Annotated in this window: 19 protein-coding genes and 1 pseudogene; 13 read left to right on the forward strand and 7 right to left on the reverse strand. The window is 71.1% G+C overall.

Going from position 1 to position 22,982, the window contains the following annotated elements; all coding sequences use genetic code 11:
- Positions 1 to 57: 57 nt before the first annotated feature.
- The 7 genes from ACLJQZ_RS33320 (at position 58) to ACLJQZ_RS33350 (ending at position 8,063) form a co-directional block, all read left to right on the forward strand.
- Complete coding sequence (locus ACLJQZ_RS33320) at positions 58 to 912, forward strand: class II fructose-bisphosphate aldolase (protein WP_410623787.1); 855 nt, start codon at positions 58 to 60, stop codon at positions 910 to 912.
- 126 nt (positions 913 to 1,038) lie between these two features.
- Complete coding sequence (locus ACLJQZ_RS33325; protein ID WP_410623835.1) at positions 1,039 to 2,415, forward strand: ABC transporter substrate-binding protein; 1,377 nt, start codon at positions 1,039 to 1,041, stop codon at positions 2,413 to 2,415.
- A complete protein-coding gene (locus ACLJQZ_RS33330) occupies positions 2,415 to 3,368 on the forward strand; it encodes a carbohydrate ABC transporter permease (protein ID WP_247056891.1) in 954 nt (317 codons plus the stop codon). The genes ACLJQZ_RS33325 and ACLJQZ_RS33330 overlap by 1 nt, the downstream gene beginning before the upstream one ends.
- Before the next feature lie 10 nt (positions 3,369 to 3,378).
- Positions 3,379 to 4,305 (forward strand): carbohydrate ABC transporter permease, encoded by a 927-nt coding sequence (locus tag ACLJQZ_RS33335; protein ID WP_410623788.1) that lies wholly within the window; start codon positions 3,379 to 3,381, stop codon positions 4,303 to 4,305.
- A 6-nt stretch (positions 4,306 to 4,311) separates the two neighbouring features.
- The gene (locus ACLJQZ_RS33340) at positions 4,312 to 5,373 is read left to right on the forward strand and encodes an ABC transporter ATP-binding protein (protein ID WP_410623789.1); all 1,062 of its coding nucleotides are present in this window, start codon (positions 4,312 to 4,314) and stop codon (positions 5,371 to 5,373) included.
- The gene (locus ACLJQZ_RS33345) at positions 5,370 to 7,175 is read left to right on the forward strand and encodes a DUF5107 domain-containing protein (RefSeq protein WP_410623790.1); all 1,806 of its coding nucleotides are present in this window, start codon (positions 5,370 to 5,372) and stop codon (positions 7,173 to 7,175) included. The genes ACLJQZ_RS33340 and ACLJQZ_RS33345 overlap by 4 nt, the downstream gene beginning before the upstream one ends.
- A 102-nt stretch (positions 7,176 to 7,277) precedes the next feature.
- Positions 7,278 to 8,063 carry a DeoR/GlpR family DNA-binding transcription regulator gene (locus tag ACLJQZ_RS33350; RefSeq protein ID WP_410623791.1) on the forward strand — a complete coding sequence of 262 codons (786 nt, stop codon included), beginning with the start codon at positions 7,278 to 7,280 and terminating at the stop codon, positions 8,061 to 8,063.
- Here ACLJQZ_RS33350 and ACLJQZ_RS33355 read toward each other — a convergent pair.
- The 4 genes from ACLJQZ_RS33355 to ACLJQZ_RS33370 all read right to left on the reverse strand — a co-directional run bounded on the left by ACLJQZ_RS33355 (position 8,060) and on the right by ACLJQZ_RS33370 (position 13,056).
- Positions 8,060 to 8,905 carry an SGNH/GDSL hydrolase family protein gene (locus ACLJQZ_RS33355; RefSeq protein ID WP_410623792.1) on the reverse strand — a complete coding sequence of 282 codons (846 nt, stop codon included), beginning with the start codon at positions 8,903 to 8,905 and terminating at the stop codon, positions 8,060 to 8,062. The two genes, ACLJQZ_RS33350 and ACLJQZ_RS33355, sit on opposite strands and share 4 nt — an antisense overlap.
- A gap of 72 nt (positions 8,906 to 8,977) precedes the next feature.
- Positions 8,978 to 10,480, reverse strand: coding sequence for an alpha/beta hydrolase (locus tag ACLJQZ_RS33360; protein ID WP_410623793.1), 1,503 nt, complete (start codon positions 10,478 to 10,480; stop codon positions 8,978 to 8,980).
- A gap of 138 nt (positions 10,481 to 10,618) precedes the next feature.
- Entirely contained in the window at positions 10,619 to 11,998 is a 1,380-nt protein-coding gene (locus ACLJQZ_RS33365) for a DHA2 family efflux MFS transporter permease subunit (protein WP_410623794.1), read from the reverse strand.
- Between the two features lie 65 nt (positions 11,999 to 12,063).
- Entirely contained in the window at positions 12,064 to 13,056 is a 993-nt protein-coding gene (locus ACLJQZ_RS33370; protein ID WP_410623795.1) for a LacI family DNA-binding transcriptional regulator, read from the reverse strand.
- 80 nt (positions 13,057 to 13,136) lie between these two features.
- Between ACLJQZ_RS33370 and ACLJQZ_RS33375 the strand changes: the two are divergent.
- Positions 13,137 to 14,334, forward strand: a pseudogene (locus tag ACLJQZ_RS33375) (FGGY family carbohydrate kinase); the annotation flags it as partial.
- Here ACLJQZ_RS33375 and ACLJQZ_RS33380 read toward each other — a convergent pair.
- On the reverse strand, positions 14,330 to 14,641 hold the full coding sequence (locus ACLJQZ_RS33380; RefSeq protein WP_247056872.1) for a hypothetical protein: 312 nt from the start codon (positions 14,639 to 14,641) through the stop codon (positions 14,330 to 14,332). The pseudogene ACLJQZ_RS33375 and the gene ACLJQZ_RS33380 sit on opposite strands and share 5 nt — an antisense overlap.
- Positions 14,642 to 15,173: 532 nt before the next feature.
- Between ACLJQZ_RS33380 and ACLJQZ_RS33385 the strand changes: the two genes are divergently transcribed.
- A complete protein-coding gene (locus ACLJQZ_RS33385) occupies positions 15,174 to 18,308 on the forward strand; it encodes a TIM-barrel domain-containing protein (protein ID WP_410623796.1) in 3,135 nt (1,044 codons plus the stop codon).
- A 993-nt stretch (positions 18,309 to 19,301) separates the two neighbouring features.
- On the opposite strand, the gene ACLJQZ_RS33390 is transcribed toward ACLJQZ_RS33385, so the two are convergent.
- Positions 19,302 to 19,769 carry a GNAT family N-acetyltransferase gene (locus tag ACLJQZ_RS33390; RefSeq protein ID WP_410623797.1) on the reverse strand — a complete coding sequence of 156 codons (468 nt, stop codon included), beginning with the start codon at positions 19,767 to 19,769 and terminating at the stop codon, positions 19,302 to 19,304.
- Positions 19,770 to 19,839: 70 nt separating this feature from the next.
- Between ACLJQZ_RS33390 and ACLJQZ_RS33395 the strand changes: the two genes are divergently transcribed.
- Positions 19,840 to 20,436: a TetR/AcrR family transcriptional regulator gene (locus ACLJQZ_RS33395; RefSeq protein WP_410623798.1), complete on the forward strand. Its 597-nt coding sequence runs from the start codon at positions 19,840 to 19,842 to the stop codon at positions 20,434 to 20,436.
- Between the two features lie 4 nt (positions 20,437 to 20,440).
- Here the strand turns inward: ACLJQZ_RS33395 and ACLJQZ_RS33400 are convergent, their stop codons facing one another.
- Positions 20,441 to 21,418 (reverse strand): helix-turn-helix domain-containing protein, encoded by a 978-nt coding sequence (locus tag ACLJQZ_RS33400; RefSeq protein WP_410623799.1) that lies wholly within the window; start codon positions 21,416 to 21,418, stop codon positions 20,441 to 20,443.
- Between the two features lie 43 nt (positions 21,419 to 21,461).
- Between ACLJQZ_RS33400 and ACLJQZ_RS33405 the strand changes: the two genes are divergently transcribed.
- From ACLJQZ_RS33405 to ACLJQZ_RS33415, 3 genes are read left to right on the forward strand one after another with little or no spacing between them, the layout of a single operon-like run.
- On the forward strand, positions 21,462 to 21,851 hold the full coding sequence (locus ACLJQZ_RS33405; RefSeq protein ID WP_410623800.1) for a cupin domain-containing protein: 390 nt from the start codon (positions 21,462 to 21,464) through the stop codon (positions 21,849 to 21,851).
- A gap of 9 nt (positions 21,852 to 21,860) precedes the next feature.
- Positions 21,861 to 22,439, forward strand: a complete 579-nt coding sequence (locus ACLJQZ_RS33410; RefSeq protein ID WP_410623801.1) for a GNAT family N-acetyltransferase — start codon at positions 21,861 to 21,863, stop codon at positions 22,437 to 22,439.
- 32 nt (positions 22,440 to 22,471) lie between these two features.
- The gene (locus tag ACLJQZ_RS33415) at positions 22,472 to 22,975 is read left to right on the forward strand and encodes a winged helix-turn-helix transcriptional regulator (RefSeq protein ID WP_410623802.1); all 504 of its coding nucleotides are present in this window, start codon (positions 22,472 to 22,474) and stop codon (positions 22,973 to 22,975) included.
- The last annotated feature ends 7 nt before the right edge of the window (positions 22,976 to 22,982 follow it).

Raw genomic sequence — 22,982 nt, forward strand, 5'->3', positions numbered from 1 at the left:
AACCGCCCTAACCACTCACGACGAGCCGCGGCAGACCCGAAACGACAGGAGTAGGTCATGCCTCTGGTGAGTACCGGGGAGATCGTCACCGCCGCCGCGGCGGCGAGACGCGGCTGCGGGGCCTTCAACGCCATCCAGCTCGAACACATCACCGCCATCGTCGACGGTGCGGCCGCGGCCCGAGCGCCGGTGATCGTGCAGCTCAGCCAGAACGCCGTCCGCTACCACGGCTCCCTCGCGCCGATCGGCGGTGCCGCGCTCGCCGCGGCCCGGGAGGCCGAGCCGGACGTCGCCGTGCACCTCGACCACGCCGAGTCCGCCGATCTCGTGCGGGAAGCGGTCGGGCTCGGGTTCGGCTCGGTCATGTTCGACGCGTCCAAACTGGACTACGCCGACAACGTCCGCGCGACCCGCGAGATCACCGCCTTCTGTCACGACCACGGCGTCTGGGTGGAAGCCGAGCTGGGCGAGGTCGGGGGCAAGGACGGCGTGCACGCGCCCGGGGCGCGCACCGATCCGGACGAGGCTGCGGAGTTCGCCGCGGCCACCGGGGTCGACGCGCTCGCCGTCGCCGTCGGCAGCTCGCACGCGATGCTGACCCGGGACGCCGCGCTGGACTTCGAGCTGATCGCGCGGCTGCGGGCCCGGGTGCCGGTCCCGCTGGTGCTGCACGGTTCTTCCGGGGTGTCCGACGAAGGCCTGGCCGACGCGGTGAAAGCCGGGATGACGAAGATCAACATCGCCACCCAGCTCAACAAGGTGTTCACCGCGGCCGCCGCGGGCGACTGGCGTGCGCATCCGGACCGCGTCGACCCGCGCAAGTACCTGGGCGCCGGGCGGGACGCCGTCGCCGTCGAGGTGCGGCGGTTGCTCGGTGTGCTCATGCTGGTCACGGAGGGCGGGCCCAAGTGACGATTGAGCAGAATTTGTTCCAATGAGTGTTGACAGATGCGTGAAACCTAACAAAACTGCGCAGCAACGCGCAGAAGTTGCGTGAAACTCGAACTCTGGTGGTGGCGGATGCGGCGAAGCAAGGTCATGGCGTGTGCGGTGGGGGCCTCTCTCCTGCTGGCCGGCTGCGGCGGGGGCGCGGACTCCGGCAGCGACACCGGCGAGAACGCGTTGCCCGGTGTCGACCAGTACCTCAACGCGCCTTGCCCGGAGGCGGCGGTCAAACCCGCCACGGACAAGGAGTTCACCTACTGGGCGATGTGGACGGCCGACGAGCCTCAGGGGAAAGTCCTGCAGAAGGCCTTCAAGTGCTTCCAGGAGAAGACCGGCGTCAAGGTCGACGTGCAGTGGCTGGGGCGCAAGGCCTACACGCAGAACCTGGTGCCCGCGCTGAACACCGACGCGGTGCCGGACCTGTTCGACCAGGACGTCAGCAAGGTCGGCGCGGCGATCGCGACGCCGGGCGGCACGCAGAGCGTCGACGACGTCTTCGCGATGAAGGTCGGCGAGGGTGACAAGACCGTCAAGGACGTGCTTTCGCCCAGCTCGTACGACTTCCCGCAGAACAAGGACCGCGAGGGCCACAACTTCATGGTCCCCTACACCGTCCAGTCGAGCGCCTGGTGGTTCAACAAGGACGCCGCCGGCGACGTCCAGCAGCCGAAGACGATGGACGACCTGACCGCGCTGTTCGACAAGGCGAAGGCCGACGGCAAGGCCGCGATCAGCCAGGACGGCGACATCCCGTTCTACAACATGTACTTCTTCACCCAGCTCGCCGAGCGCTACGTCGGCTCGGGCGGGCTGAACAAGGCCGCGGCCGACAAGACCGGGCAGCTCTGGAAGACCGACCCCGGTTTCCTCAAGGCCGCCACCGAAACCGCGAAGCTGCCGAAGTACTTCATCGACGGCTGGGACGCGGCGAAGTTCCCGCAGGTGCAGCAGCGCTGGGCGGACGGCGACTCGCGCTACCTCTACGTCGGCACCTGGGCGCCGAGCGAGACGCGCGAGTACCTGGACAAGCAGGGCGCCGGGACGAAGATCAACTACGGCTCCTTCCAGTTCCCGATGCCGGCCGGCGCCACGCACGACACCGTCGAGCAGATGTCGATCGGCTTCGCCGTCACCAAGAAGGCCAAGCACGCCGAGGCCGCGAAGGCGTTCATCGCCTACTTCCTCAACAAGGACATCCTGTCCGGCATCCCGGCGGTGGCCGACAACCTGGTGCCGCGCGCCGACCTCGCCGTGCCGGACGACCTCAAGCAGGTCAAGGCCGCGATGGACGACCCGAAGAAGGAGCACGTCCTGCAGTACGACGGGATCGACGGCATCGCCGGCGGCAAGTGGCAGACCGACGTCTTCGACCCGGCCGACACCTCGCTGCTCAAGGGTGAGCTGAACCCGCAGCAGTTCGTGGACCAGCTCGCGACCAAGGGTGCCGACTTCTGGAAGAACCAGAGCTGATGGCCACGGTCACGACGACGGCGGCGCGGGATCGGGGGACCCGCGCCGCCGGGGCCGCGCACCTGCGCCGCAAGAAGCGGCTGTTCTGGCCGTTCGCCGCCCCGGCTTTGGTGCTGTACCTGGCTTTCCTCGTGCTGCCGACGCTCGCGACCGTCGTCCTGAGCTTCACCAGCTGGGCCGGCGCGGGCGACACGCCCAAGCCCAACGGCGTCACCAACTACACGCAGATGTGGGCGAGCGACTCGTTCCAGTACGCCTTCCGCAACACGCTGGTGTACGTCTTCCTCGGCGGCATCGGCACGTTCGCGATCGCGTTCCTGTTCACCATGGTGCTGCGGGACATGCGGGGCGGCAAGGTCGTCCGGGCCATCCTGTTCTTCCCGAACATCGTCGCGCCGGTGGCGCTGGGCATGTTCCTCGGGTTCGTGTTCAAGTACCAGCCGGGCAAGCAGGGCCTGGCGAACTACGTGCTGGAGCACGTCGGCGCGGACGCGGCGAAGTTCCTGGCCCCGGCCAACGTGACCGGCGTCGTGACGGCGTCGCTGATCTGGGCCAGCTCGGGTTTCTACATCACCATCCTGATGGCCGCGGTCGACCGGATCCCGCCGTACCTCTACGAGGACGCCGAGCTGGGCGGCGCGTCGCCGTGGCAGAAGTTCCGCAACATCACGCTGCCGATGACGTGGGACGTCGTCGGCGTCGCCGGTGTCCTGTGGACGATCAACGCGCTCAAGATCTTCGAGCTCGTGTTCGTGCTGGCCGGGCCGGGCACCTACGCCCCGCCGAACCAGGCGTGGACGCTCGGGATCTACGTGTTCGACCGGACCTTCGGCTCGAACGGCACGCCCGACTTCGGGGCCGCCTGCGCCTGCGCGGTGGCGATGATCGCGCTGGTGTCGATCCTTGTCGTGCTCCTGCGCCGGTTGATGCGCCGTGACGCGATCCAGTTCTGAGGGGGACCCGATGACCGTCACCGAGACAGTGCCGGTGCGCCCGGCCGCGAAACCGCCGCGCAAGGTGCCGCGCAAACCGCGTCCCGCACCGGGTTCGCGGAAGCTGAGCCCGTTGCGGCTGCTGGGTTCCGTGATCGTCTGGGCGTTCACCGCGGGCAACGTGCTGGTGCTGTACTGGCTGCTCACGGCGTCGTTCAAGACGCCGGTGGAGATCTTCACCAAGCCGTTCGCGCTGCCCTACCAGTGGTTCCACCTCGGCAAGCCGTTCCGGAACTTCAGCTACGCGTGGACCAACGCCGGGTTCGGCGACGCCGTGCTCACGACGGTGGTGCTGGTCGGGCTGGCGACGGTCGCGACGGTCGCCGTGTCCGCGCCCTGCGCGTACGCGCTGACCCGGCTCGGCGTGCGCGGGTCCGGGCCGCTGACGAACGTCGTCGCGATCGGCATGGGCGTCCCGTTCCAGACGGTGATCATCCCGCTGTTCGTGACCATGAGCAAAGCCCACCTGGACAACGAGTACGGCCTGTTCCTGCTCTACGTCGCGTTGTCGATCCCGTTCACGGTGTTCCTGCTGACCGGGTTCTTCCGTTCGCTGCCGGACGAGCTGGAGGAAGCGGCCTCTTTGGACGGTGCCTCGCCGACGCGGACGTTCTTCTCCGTCATGCTGCCGCTCGCGCGCGGCGGCCTGATCACGGCGTTGACGCTGAACGCCATCGGCCTGTGGAACGAGACGCTGCTGGCGATCGTGTTCCTCAAGGACCAGGCCCACTTCACGCTCTCGCGGGCGCTGTTCACCTTCTACGGCGCCGCGAGCTACCAGTCGGAGTACGGCGGCCTGATCGCCGGCGTGGCGATCGTCGTGCTCCCGATGCTCGTGCTCTACCTCGTGCTCGCCCGCCGGATCATCACCGGCCTGACCCTCGGCGCCGGAAAGTAGGACCTGATGGCCACCGTGAGTTTCCAGGACACGACCCGGTTCTACGCCGGGGTCGAGCGGCCCGCCGTCGACGGGCTCGACCTCGAGGTCGCCGACGGCGAGTTCCTCGTGCTGGTCGGGCCGTCCGGCTGCGGCAAGTCGACGACGCTGCGGATGCTGGCCGGGCTGGAGGGCGTCGACGACGGCTCCATCCACATCGGCGACCGGGACGTCACCGAGCTGGCGCCGAAGGACCGCGACATCGCGATGGTGTTCCAGAACTACGCGCTCTACCCGCACATGTCGGTCGGCGAGAACATCGGCTTCCACCTGAAGCTGGCCAAGATGCCGAAGGCCGAACGCGAACGCCGGGTGCAGGAAGCGGCGAAGGTGCTGGACCTGACCGAGTACCTGGACCGCAAGCCCGCGAAGCTGTCCGGCGGGCAGCGCCAGCGCGTGGCGATGGGCCGGGCGATCGTGCGCGAGCCGAGCGTGTTCCTGATGGACGAGCCACTGTCCAACCTGGACGCCAAGCTGCGGGTGCAGACGCGCACGCAGATCGCGTCGCTGCAACGGCGGCTGGGCGTCACGACGCTGTACGTCACGCACGACCAGGTCGAGGCGATGACCATGGGCGACCGGGTCGCGGTGCTCAAGGACGGCGTCCTGCAGCAGGTCGACACGCCGATCGGCCTGTTCGCGCGGCCGGTGAACGTGTTCGTCGCCGGGTTCATCGGCTCGCCCGCGATGAACCTGCTGGAGACCACTGTGGACACCGGTGGTGCGGTCGTCGGCGGGACGCGCCTGCCGCTGACCCCGGCGCAGCGCTCGGCGCTGACCGGCCCCGGCATCGTCGTCGGCGTCCGGCCGGAGGGCTGGTCGATCGGCGACGGCGGGTTCGACGCCGTCGTCGAGGTGGTCGAGGAGCTGGGCAGCGACCAGTACCTGTACTGCCGCGACGGCGACCGGGTGCTGACGGTCCGCACGCCGGGCATGTCGCCGTGGCAGCGGGGGCAGGCGATCGCGCTGACGCCGCAGGTCGGTTCGGTGCACCTGTTCGACGCGGCCACCGGTGGCCGGCTGCCATGACGCGCCTGTACCGGACCGTGCTGGTCCTGCCCGCGGCCGAACTCGGACCGGAGAACCCGCTGCCGCCGCTGGTGAAGCCGGAAGCGGTCGCCTCGGTGTCCAATGTGGACGAACTGCCGCCGGACCTCGCGGCCGGGCTTGAGTACGGGCGGCTCGACACCGTGCTGCCGTGCCGTCTTCAAGACGGGTATTCGAGGAATCGCGTCGAGCGGGAGCTGCCCGCGCTGGTGCTGGAGAACGACCGGGTGCGGGCGACCATCCTGCCCACGCTGGGCGGACGGCTGTACTCGCTGGTCCACAACGGACGTGAGCTGCTCTACCGCAACCCGGTGTTCCAGCCCGCGAACCTCGCGCTGCGGGACGCCTGGTTCGCCGGCGGCGTCGAGTGGAACCTCGGCAGCACCGGGCACACGACGCTGACGTGCGCGCCGATGTTCGCGGCTCAGGTCGACGGGCCGGACGGCACACCGGTGCTGCGGCTGTGGGAGTGGGAACGCACCCGCGACCTGCCGTACCACCTCGACTTCTGGCTGCCCGAGGACTCGGACTTCCTGCTGGTGGGCGTGCGGATCCGCAACCCGCACCCGCACGACGTCCCGGTGTACTGGTGGTCGAACATCGCGGTGGCGCAGACGCCGGACACGCGTGTGCTCGCGCCGGCCACGCAGGCCTGGCACTACGGCTATTCCGGTCGGCTGGACCTGGTCGACGTCCCGGGTGCGCTGACCTACCCGGCGCGGGCCGAGTCCGCCGCGGACTACTTCTTCGAGTGCTCGAAGCCGTGGATCGCCGCGGTCGACGGCGACGGGCGCGGCCTGCTGCAGACGTCGACCGAGCGGCTGCGCGGCCGGAAGCTGTTCCTGTGGGGCGAATCCGCGGGCGGCCGGCGCTGGCAGGACTGGCTGGCGCCGGGCGCCGGCGGCTACCTGGAGATCCAGGCCGGGCTGGCCCGCACGCAGCTGGAGCACCTGCGGCTCCCGTCGGGCGAGTCGTGGGACTGGCTCGAGGCGTACGGCCCGCTCGCGGCCGACCCCGCGGTGGTCCACGGCGACGACTGGCGGGCCGCGACCGACGCCGTCGTCACGCCGGTGTTGACCGGGTACCACGAGCAGTGGCGGAAGATCCTCGACGTCGAGCCGGGCCCGTTGCTGGCCACGGGATCCGGCTGGGGCGCGCTGGAGGCCCGCCGGATGCCGATGTGCCTGCCGGGCACGCCGTTTCCTCCGGAGTCGCTGGGGCCGGAGCAGGCGCCGTGGTTGTCCCTGTTGGACGGTGTCCCGCCGGAGGGTGACCCACTGGCCGTGCCGCCGTCGACGCTGGTCAACCGCTACTGGGCCGATCTGCTGGAGCACACGGCCGACAACTGGCTGACCTGGTACCACCGGGGTGTCGCCCGCTGGGCGGCCGGGCGTCACGAGGCAGCGCGGGAGGCGTGGGCGGCTTCGGTGTCAGCGGCCGAGAACCCGTGGGCCCTGCGCTGCCTGGCGGTGACAGCCGGCTCGGCGGAGGCGGCCCGGCTGTACGACCGGGCGTTGAAGCTGGCGCCGGCTCTGGAGCCGCTGCTGGTGGAGGCCGTCGCGGCCGGGTGTGCGCCGGAGCTGCCGCCGGAACCGACGGGACGGCTCGCCCTGCTGGCCGCTCAGGCGCGGCTGGCGCTGGGCGACGTCGAGGGTGCGCGGGCGATCTTCGACGCGGGGTTCGAGGTCGCGAACATCCGGGAAGGGGAGACGTCGTTGTCCGACACCTGGGCGGCGCTGTCGGCCGATCCGCTGCCGGGGCGCTATGACTTCCGAATGAAGTAGGCGGCGTGCCGCGTTTCGAGGACGGTGATCGTGCAGCATAATGCTCGAAACGGTGGTCAACAGCGCACTTCTTTGTGCACAGGAACCTAGGGAGTACCGCCGATGGCCCGGCACGAACGGTTGAGCACCCTGCTGGACATGCTGGGGCAGCGGGAAAAGATCGACGTCGAGGACGTGGCCGAGGAGCTGAGCGTCTCCGCGGCCACCATCCGCCGCGACCTCGACCACCTGGCCGAGCAGCAGCTGCTCACGCGCACGCGTGGTGGCGCGGTCGCCAACGACCTCGCCTACGACCTGCCGCTGCGCTACAAGACCGCGCGGCACGTCCCGGAGAAGCAGCGGATCAGCAACGCCGCGGCCGCGTTCGCCGCGAAGGGGATGGTCGTCGGCCTCAACGGCGGCACGACCACCGCCGGCGTGGCGCGGGCGCTGGCGATCCGCTCCGACCTGTCCGGGCGGGGTGACGCGCCGGGCATCACGGTGGTGACGAACGCGCTGAACATCGCGCACGAGCTGGCGGTGCGGCCGAACGTCAAGATCGTGGTGACCGGCGGGGTGGCGCGGCCGCAGTCCTTCGAGCTGAGCGGGCCGCTGGCCACGCGGGTGCTCAGCGAGCTGACGATCGACCTGCTGTTCCTCGGCGTCGACGCGTTCGACCCGGACGCGGGCGCGTTCGCCCACCACGAGGGCGAGGCCAGCATCAACCGCCTGATGGTGGAGCGTGCCGAGCGCGTGGTCGCGGTGACGGACGGGTCGAAGCTGGGCCGCCGCGCGTTCGCGCGCATCTGCGAGACGACGCAGGTGCACGCGCTGGTGACCGACGCGGAAGCGGACCCGGAGGTCGTGCGCGCGTTCGAGGCCGCGGGCGTCGAGGTCCAGGCCGTCTAACGCGCTAGGGCGAGGGCCGCCGTGAGGACGCGGTGGCCGGCCGCTGTCGGATGGACGTCGCAGCCCCCGGCCGGCAGCTTGATCAGCAGCCCGGCCGCGCACGGGTCGCCGCCCGTGCGCAGGGAAGCCAGCCGGAACGCCGTGAAGCCGTCGGCGATCTTCCCGTGGTAGCGGCGGGTCACCTGCGTGAGCGCCGCGTCGATCGCCTGCACCTGCTGGACCTGCGCCAGATCGCGGTAGTCGAGCGAGTAGTACGACATCAGCACCACGTCACCGCGGTAGTGGGCACGCACCGCCCCGAGGATCGTCGCGACGTTGCGGCTCATCCGGTTCAGCGCCGCCTGGAAGTCCGGGCCGGTGCACTGGTCCGGCGTCGTGGCCTGGCAGACGAACATGTCGTTGGCGCCGATGTTCAGCGTCACCAGCTTGGTGTCCTGGTGGGTGCGCAGGTACCGCGTGGCGTAGTCGATCTGGGTGCCCGCGTACGTCACGTGCAGCGGGAACGTCGTCCGGTAGCCGACCGGGGAACCGACGGAGTTCTCACAGCCGTTGCTCTGCGCGCCTGTCTTCAGCATGCTCCCGGTCGTCTCGCCGGGACACGACGCGTTGGCGACCCGCAGGCCGCGCAGGGCCGCGTAGTTCTCGGCGTAGCCGCGGAAGTTGGCCGCGTTCAGGTAGTCCGAAACCGGTGTCACGGCGCCGGGTCGGTAGCCGAACGCCACGGAGTCACCGAGCGCGAGGTACCCGCCGCCGTGCCGGACTCCGGCGTCCGCGGGAGCCGTGGCCAGCCCGGTCAGCGTGACGGCGATCGCCGTGCTCGCGAGGAAAGTCCTGAACCGCATGACGGTCTCCTTTGCCCGCGACGGTGCGGGGCCGGAACCGATTGTGCCGCTCCCGGCCTCGCAACGGAAGCGTCAGAAACCGATGGTCACCGGCGCCTTCGGCCCGGCGATCCGGGCCTGCGACGCGCTCGGCTCCACGGCGGCGCAGTGCGTGCCCCGGGCCGGGAGCTTGCCGGTGATCAGGTAGTCGTCGGTCGCCTTGGTGACGCAGTCGCTGTTCTTGAAGTAGGCGCCGTGGCCCCAGCCGTCGTAGGTGAGCAGCGTGTTGCCGGTCTGCCGGGCCACGGTCTGCGACCACGCGTACGGCGTCGCCGGGTCGAACTTGCTGCTCAGGACCAGCAGCGGCGGCGCGCCGTGCACCTGCAGCGGGTGCTGCGGGTTGCTCGCCTTCTCCGGCCAGCCGATGCAGGCGGTCACGGCGGACCAGCCCAGTGAGTTGACCTTGACGTCCGGTGCGGAGGCCGCGGCCGCGCGCCGGTAGGTCTCCAGCTCGGCGTAGCTGTGCACCGGCAGTTTCCAGTCGTCGCAGAAGATGCTCTGGAACACGGTGTTGACCGGGATCTCGTCTCGCGCTCGAGCCGACGCCGCCGGTGGCGTGCCGTCCGCGAAGGACTTCAACGTCTTCGCCAGCTGGTCCCAGCTCGGGCCGTAGAAGGAGCCCTGGAAGATCGACGCGAGGTTCAGCGGGGAGATCGGCTCACCGCTTTGCGGCGCCTTCAATTCCCCGCGCGCGGCCTTGTCCTGCAGATCCCGCGTCACCTTGGAGACGTCCTGGCCGTGCAACGCGCAGGCCGGTGTCCGGCCGCACCAGCCGGCGAACTCGCCGAACTCCGCCTGCACGGACTGCGTTTCGCTGTGCAGGAAGTCCCACGCGCCCAGCTGCGAGTGGTCCATGTTGCTGTCCAGCACGAGCGCGCGGACCTTGCCGGGGAACAGCTCGGCGTACTGCTGGCCCATCAGCGTCCCGTACGAAACGCCGTAGTAGGTCAGCTTCTTCTCGCCGAGCGCGGCGCGGATCACGTCCATGTCCCGCGCGACGGTCTTGGTGTCGGCGAAACTCGCGAGCGGCCCGGTGAGCCGGGAGCAGCTTTCGCCGACCTTCCGGTTGTACTGCGCGAGCTGCTCGAACTCGGCCTGGTCGCGCGGCACCTCGGGGTGGTCGGCGATGACCTCGTCGAGGCCGCACTTGATCTGGGTGCTGTCGCCGATGCCGCGCGGGTCGAAGCCCACGGTGTCGAAGCGCTTGGTGACCTCGGCCGAGAGCGACCAGCCTTCCTTGACCTGGCCCGCGCCCGGCCCGCCGGGACCGCCCGGGTCCATCAGGACCGCGCCGATCCGGGCCCGCGGGTCGGTGGCCTTCCGCCGGGCGAGCGCGACGCTCGTGGTGCCCTTCTCCGGGTGGCCGTAGTCGATCGGCACGGTCACCGCGCCGCAGTCGACCCCGGGCGCGTCCGCGCAGGGCTTCCAGTCGACGCTTCCCGTTCCGGCCGCCGACGCCGGCGCGGCGGCCAGCAGGCTTCCCGCTACGGCCGTGACCGCCGCCGCGGTCAGCAGCCGCTTGCCTACCCCCAGCATGGCCCGTCCTCCCCGTCACCGACCGTGGTTGATCGGCTCCAGGAAATCACCAAACCGGTGATCGCGCCAGGTTCGCAGGTGGGTCCCGTCGTGGCGTCCACTGTGGACGATCGCGTGGCGCGGCCGTCGCGGTGCCGGTCAGCTCTTTCGCCGCTCCGCGCGGCGCAGCCAGGCCGCCGCGACGGTGCCGAGCACGCACAGCGCGCCCAGCACGCCGAACGCCCAGCCGAAGCCGGTCGCCGGATCGATCGTGAGGCCACGGGACAAGACGATCACGCACAACGCGCCACCGACCGCGCCGCCCACGCGCAGCACGATGTTCACCAAGGCCGTCGCGTGGCCCAGTTCGCCCGCGTCGACCGAGGCGTACGCCGCCGTCGACGCGGGCATGATCGACAAGCCCAGCCCCGCGCCGCGGACCAGCAGCAACGCCTGGATCAGCCACATCGGCGTGGCCGGGCCGAGCCAGGGCATCGGCACCGTGCTCGCCAGCACCACCAGTGACCCGGTGAACGAGACCGCACCGCCGCCGTACCGGTCGGTCAGCCGCCCGGCCACCAGCACGAACACCGTGGTGGCCAAGCCCATCGGCGCGAGCAGCACCCCCGCTTCGGCCGGCCCGGCGCCGAGGCGGACCTGGAACCACAGGGGGAGCAGCAGCACCGCGCCGAACATCCCGGCGCCGGCGAGCAGCACCGCGGCCAGCGCCGCACCCATGACCGGCCGGGTGGCCAGCCGCAGCTGCAGCACCGGGTGCGGCGCGCGCGACGACCACCAGGTGAACACCGCGAGCGCGACCGCGCCGACGGCTGCCAGCACGGCGTTCACCGGGCCGGTGGACCCGGGCGCGCCGAGTTCGGTGAGCGCGTAGACGACGAGCGGCACGCCGAGCGAGACCAGGATCAGGCCGGGCCAGTCCATCGGCGGCGGCTGCCGCCGGTCGCCGCGCGGCACGAACCGCAGCGCCAGCCCGAACGCGACCACGCCGATCGGCAGGTTCAGCCAGAACAGCACCGGCCACGAGAAGTGCGCGAGCAGCAAGCCGCCGACGCTCGGCCCGATCACCGGCGCGAGCCCGACGACCAGGCCGAGCGTGCCCATGGTCCGGCCGAGCCGTTCCGGGCCGACGGCCAGCCCGATCACGGTCTGCCCGGCCGTGACCATGACGCCGGCGGCCATGCCCTGCACCGCGCGGACGCCGATCAGCGTCCCGATGTCCGGCGCGAGCGCGCACGCGGCCGACGTCACCAGGAACGCCGCGAGCGCGCCGAGCCACAGCCGTCCCGCGCCGAGCTTCCGGACGAGCCACGGCGTCAGCGGCAGGGCCGCGGACAGCCCGAGGAGGTACGCCGTGGCGACCCACTGGACCTCGACCAGGCCGACGTCCAGGCTCAGCCGCATCGACTCCAGCCCGACGGCGACGATCGAGCCGTCCATGTTGCCGAGGAAGCCGCCGAGGGCCATCACCCCGGAGGCGATCCAGACGGTCCGCGGGATCGGCGGCAGGAGAGCAGTCATGCCGCCGACGGTAAAAGCTCAAGAATGGTTGAAGTCAACCGCGCGTGAACTCGTCAACCTTGCTTTCAGCGCGTGGAGCTGCCCCGGACGATCAGCTGCGCCGCCATCGTCGTGGTGGTCGTCGCGGGGGATCCGCCGCCGATGCGGTCCAGCAGCAGCCGGGCCGCGAGCTGGCCCATCGCGTGGGCCGGCTGGGCCACCACCGTCAGGGTCGGCGAAATCAGCGTCGTCCACGGCGCGTCGTCGAACGAGACGATGCCGACGTCGCGGCTCGCACGCAGACCCAGTTCCGCCATCGCCTGCAGCACGCCGATCGCCATCGTGCTGCTGGACACCAGGAGCGCGTCCGGCGGGTCGGCTTTCGTCAGCAATTGTTTCGCCGCTTCGTATCCGCCGGTTTCGCGGAATTCGCAGCGGCGCACCAGCCGCGTCGAGAGTTTCCGGCCCGCGTCGCGAAGTCCGTCGCGGTAACCGTCGAGACGGTCGTCCGCCGTCGTGATGCCCGACGGCCCCGCGACGCAGGCGATCCGCTCGTAGCCGCGGTCGACGAGGTGCCGCACGGCATCCCGGGCCGCGACGCGGGAATCGACGAGCACCGCGTCGCAGTCGGCCGTTGCCAGGCGCCGGTCGACCGTCACGATCGGCGTGCCGTGCGCGAGCAACGGGCGGACGTCGCTGTCGCCGGTGGTCGGCGACATGATCACGCCCGCCCGCCGTTCCTGCGCGGCGACCTCGACGTACCGGCGTTCCTTCGCGGTGTTCTCGTCGGAGTTGCACAGCATCACGGAGAACCCGGCGGCCTGCGCGGTGTCCTCGACCCCGCGCGCGATCGCCGTGAAGAACGGGTTCTCGACGTCGGAGATGATGAGCGCGAGCACCGCCGTCTCGCGGCGGCGCAGGCTGCGGGCCAGCCCGTTCGGCGTGTAGCCGAGCTCTTCCACCGCCCGCGCGACCCGCTCGGCCAGCACCGGGTCCACAGTGGACTTGCCGTTGAGCGCCCGGGACACGGTCGCGGTGGACACGCCGGCCAGCGCCGCCACATCGGAGATCGTCGCCACCCGCGTCCTCGTTCACCCGTGTCGTTGACAGTGTTCCCAGCACACCATAGCTTGGTGGTAATCGATTTCCCGCACCAGCGGTGCGTGGCGGGGCGGATGACGGGGCTGCTGCTCGGCGTGGACATCGGCACGGCGTCGCGACGCCCCACCCCGGCTGGGTGGAGCACGACGCCGAAGCCGTGTGGTGGACCGACTTCACCGCCATCGTCGCGGACCTGCTGCGCGCCGCCGGCGGCCGCCCGCTCGCCGGGCTGGAGGTCAGCGGCATCGGCCCGTGCCTGTTGCCCGCCGGCGAGCACGGCGATCCGTTGCGGCCGGCCATCCTCTACGGCGTCGACACCCGGGCGGGCGCCGAGATCGCGTCGCTGAACGAAGAGCTCGGGGCCGGGGAGATCCTGGCGCGCGGTGGTTCGCCGCTGACCAGCCAGGCCGTCGGGCCCAAGGTGCGCTGGCCGGCCCGGCACGAGCCGGACGTCCACGCGCGCACGGAGAAACTCCTGATGGCGAGCTCGTTCCTGGTGCACCGGCTCACCGGCCGGTACGTCCTGGACCACCACTCGGCCAGCCAGTGCACGCCGCTGTACGACCTCGCGGCCGGCGAGTGGGCGAAGGACTGGGCGGAGGCGACCAGCGTCGGCGTCCGCGAGCCGGGTGACGTGATGGTCATGTACGGCACCACGATGGTCCTCGTCCAGGTGTTCACCGAACCGCGGCCGCACCCCGGCTTGTGGGGCACGCGCGGCGTCACGCCGGACAGTTTCACACTGGCCGCGGGCATGGCGACGTCCGGCGCGGTCACCGACTGGCTGCGCAGGCTCGTCGGCGGCGACTACGCCGACCTGGTCGCGGAAGCCGCGGAAGTGCCGGCGGGCAGCCGCGGGCTCCTGCTGCTGCCGCACTTCGCCGGGGAGCGGACGCCGCTGTTCGACCCGGATGCGCGCGGCGTGCTCGCCGGGCTGACGACCACGCACGGCTGGTCGCGGTCGGCGGCGGCACCAAGGCGGGCTGTGGACGCGCGTCGTCTCGGACGTCACGGGGCTGCCCCAGCAGATCCCGGCCGAGACGATCGGCGCCTGCCTGGGCGACGCGCTCCTGGCGGCGGAGGCGACCGGCGCCGGGATCGACCCGGCCCGCGGCAACCCGATCGCGACGACGGTGACGCCGGACCCGGCGAATGTCACGCGGTACCAGGAGTTCTACGAGCACTACCGCGCGCTGCACGACGCGACGGCGAAGACGGCGCACTTCCTGGCGGCCCAGCAACGCGAGGCTGCTACTCCGGTGGGGGCAACCGGCGTACCGCTGGGCCATGCCAACGTTGTCGGTCGACGCGGCCGCGGTAGTCCTCCAGCGCCGCGATCGACTCCGTGACCTGCTCGAAGGACGGCAGCGCCCGCACGTTCGCGATCAGCGTCATGTCCTTGCGCGGGATCTCGACGAAGCACACTTCGACTCCGGAGAGTGACGCTTTGGCGGCCACCTCGGCCTGCCACGTCGGCAGATCGCCGTCGTCGCCCAGCCATTCGTGCAGGTACACGCACCACTTGCCGCGTAGCAGCTCTTCGGCGATGGCGTCCTGTGCCACCAAGTATGGCTCTGTCACTCGGTCGGACACTGCTTGTCCTGGGCGTACCACGGCACGACATCCCTCCTGCACCCGACGGCGACCCGACCGCCGGTAAGCGCTCTCTCCGGTCACCTCCCCGATCCCGTCGAGCAGCACGAGCCCCGATGGCTGATCCCCAGCCTTCGGTGGGCTGTCAACTTACAGCGGAAAGTGTTTCACAGCAAGAACTTCATCACTTGCTGACAACTTGCGTGCGCGAGCGTCGTGCGGATGCACGTGCTGTTGCACGCCGGAAAACGCGCAATGGAACCTGAAGTGTGACAACGGGAAACGGCGCGCGTCATCGTCCTGAATGGACAGAGATATGCGATCTGCAATTTGCAGATCGAGTGACCTCTAAGACGCCGTTCAAGTACCCGGAGTAACTGTACAGCGGAAGGCCGACGGAAGTCGGGAGTCGGGCGACGGAACCGGTTCAGTGGGTGACACTGCGCGAAACATGCGCTATACAGACTCCAACATGCGTGTTGATGCGCGAAAGGTGTCAGTAATGAGCAGAGTTGCGCAAACGCTCTGGTGTCTGGCGACGGCCGCCGTCCTCGGGCTCTCGCCCGCCACGGCCTACGCCGACCCGCCCGCGGCGCCCTCCGGGCAGCTCGGCGACCTGACCGGGATCTCCGCCGACGGCGCCACGGTGACGCTGACGTCGGGGAGCGCGGCGGTGCGCGTGAGCTTCCCGGCCGACGGCGCCGTCCGGGTCTGGCTCGCCCCCGACGGGTCCTTCACCGACCCCGCCGGCGGCAAGATCGTCCTCCCGAAGACCACGCCCCCGGCCACGCCGAAGCGCGTCGACAAGGGCGCGTACTGGGCCATCTCCTCCCCGAAAGCGACATTGCGGGCGTACAAGCACCCGCTGAAGTTCGCCCTCTACGACGGCGCGGACCGCAAGCAGCTCTGGGCGGAGTCCGCGCCGCTGTCCTGGACCGGCTCGACCACCACGCAGAGCCTGACCCGGACCGCGTCGGAGCAGTTCGTCGGCGGCGGTGAGCAGAACGGCCGCTACAGCCACCGCGACCAGACGATCAAGATCTTCGCCGACGACAACTGGAACGACGGCGGCGCGCCCAACTCCCAGCCGTTCTACGCCTCGACCGCGGGCTACGGCGTCCTGCGGAACACCTTCGCGCCGGGCAGCTACTCCTTCACCGACCCGGTCGAGACCACCCACGACGAGCGTCGCTTCGACGCCACCTACGTCGTCGGCGGCAACCTCAAAGACGTCATCAGCGGGTACACGGACCTGGTCGGGAAGCCCTTTCTGCCGCCGATCTACGGCCTGGAAACCGGCGATTCGGACTGCTACCTGCACAACGCCAACCGCGGCGAGCGGCACACGCTCGACGCGGTGAAGGTGGCCGACGGCTACGCCGCGCACGACATGCCGAACGGCTGGATGCTGGTCAACGACGGCTACGGCTGCGGCTACGAGAACCTGCAGCAGACCGGTGAAGGCCTGCGCAAGGACACCATGCAGCTCGGGCTGTGGACCGAGAACGGCGTCCCCAACGAGGCCGAAGAGGTCAAGGCCGGGGTGCGGGTGCGCAAGCTGGACGTCGCCTGGGTCGGCCCGGGTTACCAGTTCGCGCTCGACGCCTGCGACACCGCCTACAAGGGCATCGAGGACAACAGCGACGCCCGCGGGTTCGTCTGGCAGCCGGTGAGCTGGGCCGGCGCCCAGCGCTGCGGCGTGCTGTGGAGCGGCGACCAGTCCGGCTCCTACGACTACATCAAGTGGCAGATCCCGACGTACGCGGGCGCGACGACGTCCGGCATCGCGTACAACACCGGCGACATCGACGGCATCTTCGGCGGCAGCCCGCAGACCTACGTCCGCGACCTGCAGTGGAAGGCGTTCCTGCCGACGGCGATGACGATGGACGGCTGGGCGTCGGCGGACAAGCAGCCGTGGGCCCACGGCGAGCCGTACACCTCGATCAACCGCAAGTACCTCATGCTCAAGGAACGCCTGCTGCCCTACACCTACAGCTACTCCGCGCAGGCGCACCAGACCGGCGTCGGCCAGGTCCGGCCGCTGGCCCTGGAGTACCCGGACGACCCGAACGTGTGGACCGACAAGGCCAAGTACGAGTTCCTGTCCGGCACCGACTTCCTCGTTGCGCCCGTGTACGAGAAGTCGAACGTGCGCAACGGCATCTACCTGCCCAAGGGCACCTGGGTCGACTACTGGAGCGGCAAGACCTACACCGGCCCGACCACGATCGACGGTTACGACGCACCGCTCGACACACTCCCGCTGTTCGTCCGGGCCGGCGCCGTGGTGCCGATGTGGGCCGACGGCACGAAGTCGTGGCAGACGCGCGACAAGGGTGAACTCGACCTGGACGTCTACCCGCAGGGCAAGGGCAGCTTCACCCTCACCGAGGACGACGGCGTTACCCGTGGGTACCAGCGCGGGGAGCAGGCGAAGCAGACGTTCACCGTGGACGCGCCCCAGTCCGGCCCGGGCACGGTGACCGTCGGGATCGGCGCGAGCACCGGCACCTACGCCGGCCGGCCGGCCGCGCGGAACTACCAGCTGTCCGTCCACACGGGAACGAAGCCGGCGCTCGTCCAGGCGGGCACCGGGATCCTGCGGCAGTACGGAAGCAAGGCCGAGCTGGACAAGGCGGCTTCGGGCTGGTGGTACGACACCGCCGCCCACGGCGTCGTGCGCGTGAAGACCGGGCCGGTCGGCGCCGGTGCCCGCCAGGACGTCCGGCTCTTCGGGGCCAGCGCGGTCGGCGGGTTCTTCCCCGAGGACGACAACGGCACGACGACGCTGACCATGCCGTCGCTGGCCGCGCCGGGGCGGCCCACGGCGGCGACGGTCAGCTTCACCAACGGCACGCCGCTGCCCGTCCGGGACGTCGCGCTGTCGGTGAAGGGCACCGGGTTCCGCGCCGGCGTCCCGGCGTTGCCGAAGCGGGTTTGGCCTGGTCAGACGGTGAAGGTGCCGGTGACGCTGACCCCCGACGCCGGGTTGAAGCCGGCCGACTACCAGGTCACCGCGGCCACGACCTACCGCGCGCGGCTGGACACGCACCAGGCTGTCGACTCGTCGACCGTCACGGTTCCCTACGCGTCCCTGGCGGCGGCCGCGTCGAACGTCGGCGTCACCGACGCGGCCCACGTGACGGCCGGTGATCTCGACGGCGGGGGCAGCAGCTTCCGGGCCGAAGGCCTCGCCGAGGCCGGTCTCAAGCCGGGAGCGGCGTTCTCGGCTCTGGGCGCGTCGCTGACCTGGCCGGACGCCTCGGGCGAGAAGCCGGACAACGTCGTCGCGGCCGGTCAGACCGTCGCGGTGCGCGGAACCGGGGCGAAGCTGGTGCTGGCCGGCACGGGCACCGGGACCGCCAAGGGCACGGTCGTCGTCCAGTACGCCGACGGCAGCACCAGCCAGGCCGACCTCGGGTTCCCGAACTGGTGCTGCGCCGACCCCGCCCAGTACGGCGCGACGACCGTCGCGACCGTCCTGGGCAAGAACACCGGGACCGGCACGGCCTACCCGACCACGCCGTACCGGGTGTTCGCGAACTCCGTCCCGCTGACCGCGGGCAAGGAGGTCGTGGCGGTGACGCTGCCGGCGAACTCGGCGTTGCACGTGTTCGCCGCGAGCGTCGCCTGAAGCAGGTTCGGCGAACCGCCGAAGTAGGCGCCGTCCGTGACGAACAGCGTGTCATCACGGACGGCGACCGCCGTCGGGTTGGCCAGTCCGTCCGAAGTGGACAGGATGGTCTTGACGCCGTCGCGGCCGATCGTCACGACCCGGTTGTCCTGGTTGATGGCCGCGACGACGGTGTCGCCGTGGAACGCGAAGTCGTCGACTGGGCCGAGGCCCGACGTGACGACCCGGCCGGGGCCGCCTCTGAGCGGGAAGCGGACGAGCGTGCCGCGGTCCAGGTTGGACACCCAGAGCGCGCCGTCGTGGACCTTGACGCCGTTGGCGCCGAAGCCGCTCACCGGGGCGAGCAGCTCGCCGGTGGCCCAGGCGGTGACGCGTCCCCGCGAAACCCGCCAGACCGTCGAGCCGAACGAGTCGGCGACGTAGAGGTCGCCGGTCGCCGGGTCGCGCGCGACGCCGTTCTGGAAACCGGACGGCGGCAGTTTCGCCACCTGCACCGGCGGCACCCCGGCCCTGACCCGGTAGAGGCCGGTGGCCGCGGTGCCGGTCGAGACGGCGACGTACAGGTCACCGCCGGGCGCACGGACGATGCCGCCGAGGAACAGTCTCTTGTGGACGACCGGGACGTCCCCGTCGGCGGGGATCGGGATCCGGGCGATGATGGTGACCTGGCCGCTGGGGGAGACCCGGCCGATCTCGCCGGTGTAGGCGAAGGTCAGGTCCGCGGAGCCGTCGGGCTCCAGGGCGATGTTTTCGGGCTGTTGCCCGGGGGCGAGTGGCACGATCCTCGGTGCCGCGCCGGCCGGGGTGGCCGACAAGGCGACCATGGCGGCCGCGGCCAGCGCGACGCCGATGTGCTTGATGCGCAAGGGGAAACTCCGTCTGAGTCGGGAGCGGCGGCCCGACCCTGGGCCGCCGTGCCTTCGACGGTAGGCCCGTGGTGTCCTCGCGAACCAATAGCTTGCTCGCTTGCTGCCATCGGAAAACCGATGGCGCTCAGAGATCCCGGGCGAAGCAGCGCGAAATCGATTCGCCGCGGTACGGCCCGTAGGCCTCGATCGGTTCGTAGCCTTCACGCTGGTAGAACCGCATCGCGTCCGGCTGCCCGGTGCCGGTTTCCAGCAGCAGCCGCGGAATCCCGAGTTCGCGCGCGTGGTCTTCGAGCGCGCGCAGCAGGGCGGTCGCGACGCCGGTGCCGCGCGCGGCCGGGTCGATGTACATCCGCTTGATCTCGGCCGTGTCCGGTCCGAGCGGCCGTAGCCCGCCGCAGCCGACGGCGGTGCCTTCGCTGTCGCGCGCGACGAGGAACACCGCCATGGTCTCGGCGGTGGGGAGCGCGCCGGGCTCGTGGTCGTCGGTGCCGTAGCGGGCGTCGAGTTCGACGCGCTGGGCCTCGCGCAGCCGGACGGCGTCGGGATCGTCCCAGCTCACGGGCGTGATTTCGCTCGTGCCGAGGTTGGTCATCGGACACCCCTCCATTTCGTAACAAGCGTTACCGTAGCACCTGTTACGCTACCGGGGAAGGAGGTTCCGGGTGCCGAGACAGCGTGACGTGGACGCGCAGCGCGAGCTGCTGTCGAACGCGGTGTGGCAGGTCCTCGCGGAGGCGGGCCTGCCAGGCCTGACACTGCGCGCGGTCGCCGAGCGCGCCGGCTGCACGACGGGCCTGGTCCTGCACACGTTCCCGACGAAGAAGGCTCTGCTGCTGCACGCGCGCGACCTGCTCTACGAGCGCACGGCGATCCGCGCGGACGCGGCCGAAGCAGCGGCCGTCGACGCCCCCGCCGCGTTGCGCGCGGTCCTGGGCTGCGCGATCGACCTGCCCCACGGCCACCACGAGGAGTCGAGCGTCTGGGTCGGTTTCCTGGCGGCAGCCCTCGCCGACGACGACCTCGCGGAGCGCCACCGCGCGGCGAACCACTCGTTCCTCGCCCGCGTCCGGCGCCTGATCGCGGCCTGCCGTCCGGAATGGCCGGACGACCGCCTGGAGCTGACCACGAAGAGCCTGGTGGCGCTGGTGGAAGGCCTCAACGTCCTCGCGGCGGCCGACCCCCGCGGCTACCCGGCGCGGCTGCAAGAGGACGCCCTGGCCAAGGCGCTCCAAGACGTCGTGAGTGGTAATTCGGGTTAGAACCCTAATCACCACTCACGAGGGCCGGGCCGAAGCGGCGGCGGTACGCGCTCGGGCTGAGACCCGTGTGGCGTCTCAGCTGCAGCCGCAGGTTCGCCGCCGTGCCGAAGCCGCTCGCCTCGGCCACCCGGTCCAGCCGTAGCTCGCCGCGTTCGATCAGACGGCAGGCCAGCGTCACCCGCTCGGTCGTCAGCCACGCCAGCGGCGTCGTCCCCAGCTCAGCGCGGAACCTCCGGTGCAGCGTCGCCGGGCTGGTCGCCGCCCGCGCGGCCAGGTCGGCCACCGTCAGCGGGGTGTCCAGCCGCTCGAGGGCCCAGGCCAGCAGCGGCGCCAGCGAGGTGTCCGGCACCGCCGGCACCGGCCGGGCGATGAACTGCCGCTGCCCGCCGTCGCGGTGGCCGGTGAACACCAGGCGGCGGCTGACCGCGTTGACGACTTCCGCGCCGTGGTCGCGGTGGATGAGGTGGAGGCCGAGGTCGAGGGAGGCCGCGCTGCCCGCCGCCGTGAGGACGTCGCCCTCGTCGACGAACAGGACGTCCGGCTCCCAGCGCACGGCCGGGAAGCGCTCGGCGAACTCCGCGGCCCACCGCCAGTGCGTGGTCGCGCGCCGGCCGTCCAGCACGCCCGCCTCGGCGAGCGCGAACGCGCCGGTGCAGAAGCTGACCAGCCGGGCGCCCCGGGCCGCGGCCCGGCGGATCGCCGCGATGATCGCCGGGTCGGTCGGCACGCCGGTGTCCGGGCGGGCCGGCGCGATGAGCGTGTCCGCCGTGTCGGCGGCCTCGAGCCCGGCGACGCCGGAGAGCGTGAACATGCCCAGGTTCATCCGCACGTCCGGGGTCGCGGCGCAGAGCGCGAAGTCGTACCAGGGCCGGTTCAGCTCCGGCCGCCGCAGCCCGAACAGCTCGGTCGCGACGCCCATCTCGAACGGGTTCGACTCCGCGGTCACGATCGCGACGACCCGGTGAGAGAATTCTTGCGGCATGTGCGATTCCTGGCACTCGTGCCGCTCACCCGCCAGGCCGACCATGGCAGGCATGAACCCGATCGACCTGACCGAAGTCCTGGCGAGCTTCGACGCCGTCTGGAGCCCGCGGATCGTCACCCGCGTCAACGACTACGACATTCGCCTCGCGCGGTTCGCCGGCGAGCACGTCTGGCACGTCCACGAGGACACCGACGAGTTCTTCCTGGTGCTGGACGGCGAGATCGAGATCGGCCTGCGCGACCCGTCGGAACGGGTGGTGACACTCAAAAGCGGCCAGGTCTTCGTCGTGCCGAAGGGCACGTTCCACAAGCCGTCGTCGAAGGCGGGCGCGAGCGTGCTGCTGGTCGAGCCGGCGGGCACGCTCTCGGTCGGCGACCAGCACGACGAGGTCCCGGACCACGTGGACGTCACGACCGGTCACCTGGTCTAGCTTCGGGGCATGGCGCTGACCTTCGTACCCGTGGACCAGGCGCCCTGGGCGGACCTGCAGGCGATCTTCGGCGACCGCGGGGACCCGGCCCGCTGCCGGTGCCAGTACTTCAAGGACACGCCCGCGCAGTGGCGCTCGGGCACCGCGGAAGAGCGCGCCGAACGGCTGCGGACCCAGACCGCCGAGCACGCGACCGGGCTCGTGGCCTACGTCGACGGCGAGCCCGCCGGGTGGTGCGCGGTCGAGCCGCGCACCGCGTACCGGCGGCTCCTTGGCAGCCGCCTCGTCTGGGCCGGCCGCGACGAGGACCCGTCGGACGACGGCGTCTGGGCGGTGACGTGTTTCGTGACCCGCAAAGGCTTCCGGCGTCGCGGCGTGAGCGCCGCGCTGGCCGGGGCGGCGGTCGGCTTCGCGCGCGAACGCGGGGCGCGGGCGGTCGAGGGTTACCCGATGCTCGTCGAGCCGGGGGAGAAGCTCGCCTGGCCCGGCGAGCTGTTCGTCGGCACCTCCGGCGTCTTCGCCGCCGCGGGGTTCACGGAGGTGAGCCGCCCGACCGCGCGGCGGGTGGTCATGCGGCTGACCTGCTGAGTCTCTCCGGAAGACGGCGTACCCTCGGCCGCATGAAACGGACCTCGTTCGCGCAGTGGCCGTGCTCGATCGCGCGCACCATGGATCTGCTGGGGGACTGGTGGACGCCGCTGGTGCTGCGTGACGCCTTCTACGGCGTCCGCCGCTTCGACGAGTTCCAGCAGGCGCTCGGCATCGCCCGCAACACCCTCGCCGACCGGCTCAAGCGGCTGGTCGACGAGGGGTTGCTGGAGAAGGTCGCCTACCAGACCGAGCCGGTGCGCTACGACTACGTGCTCACCGAGAAGGGCCGCGACTTCTACCCGGTGCTGCTCGCGATGACCCGCTGGGGCGACAAGTGGCTCGCCGGCGAGGGCGGCACGCCGATCACCGTGCACCACCTGGCCTGCGGGCACGACACGCACGCCGAGATCGTCTGCGCCGAGTGCGCCGAGCCGATGACGCCGGACGACACGCGGATGCGCCGCGGCCCCGGCTTCCCGGCCCGGCTGGCGCAGCGCGCGGACGTCGAGGAGCGCTTCGCCCGGCAGGAGTGAGATTGAC

Source organism: Amycolatopsis sp. cmx-8-4, from assembly GCF_046548675.1.
Taxonomy (GTDB): domain Bacteria; phylum Actinomycetota; class Actinomycetes; order Mycobacteriales; family Pseudonocardiaceae; genus Amycolatopsis.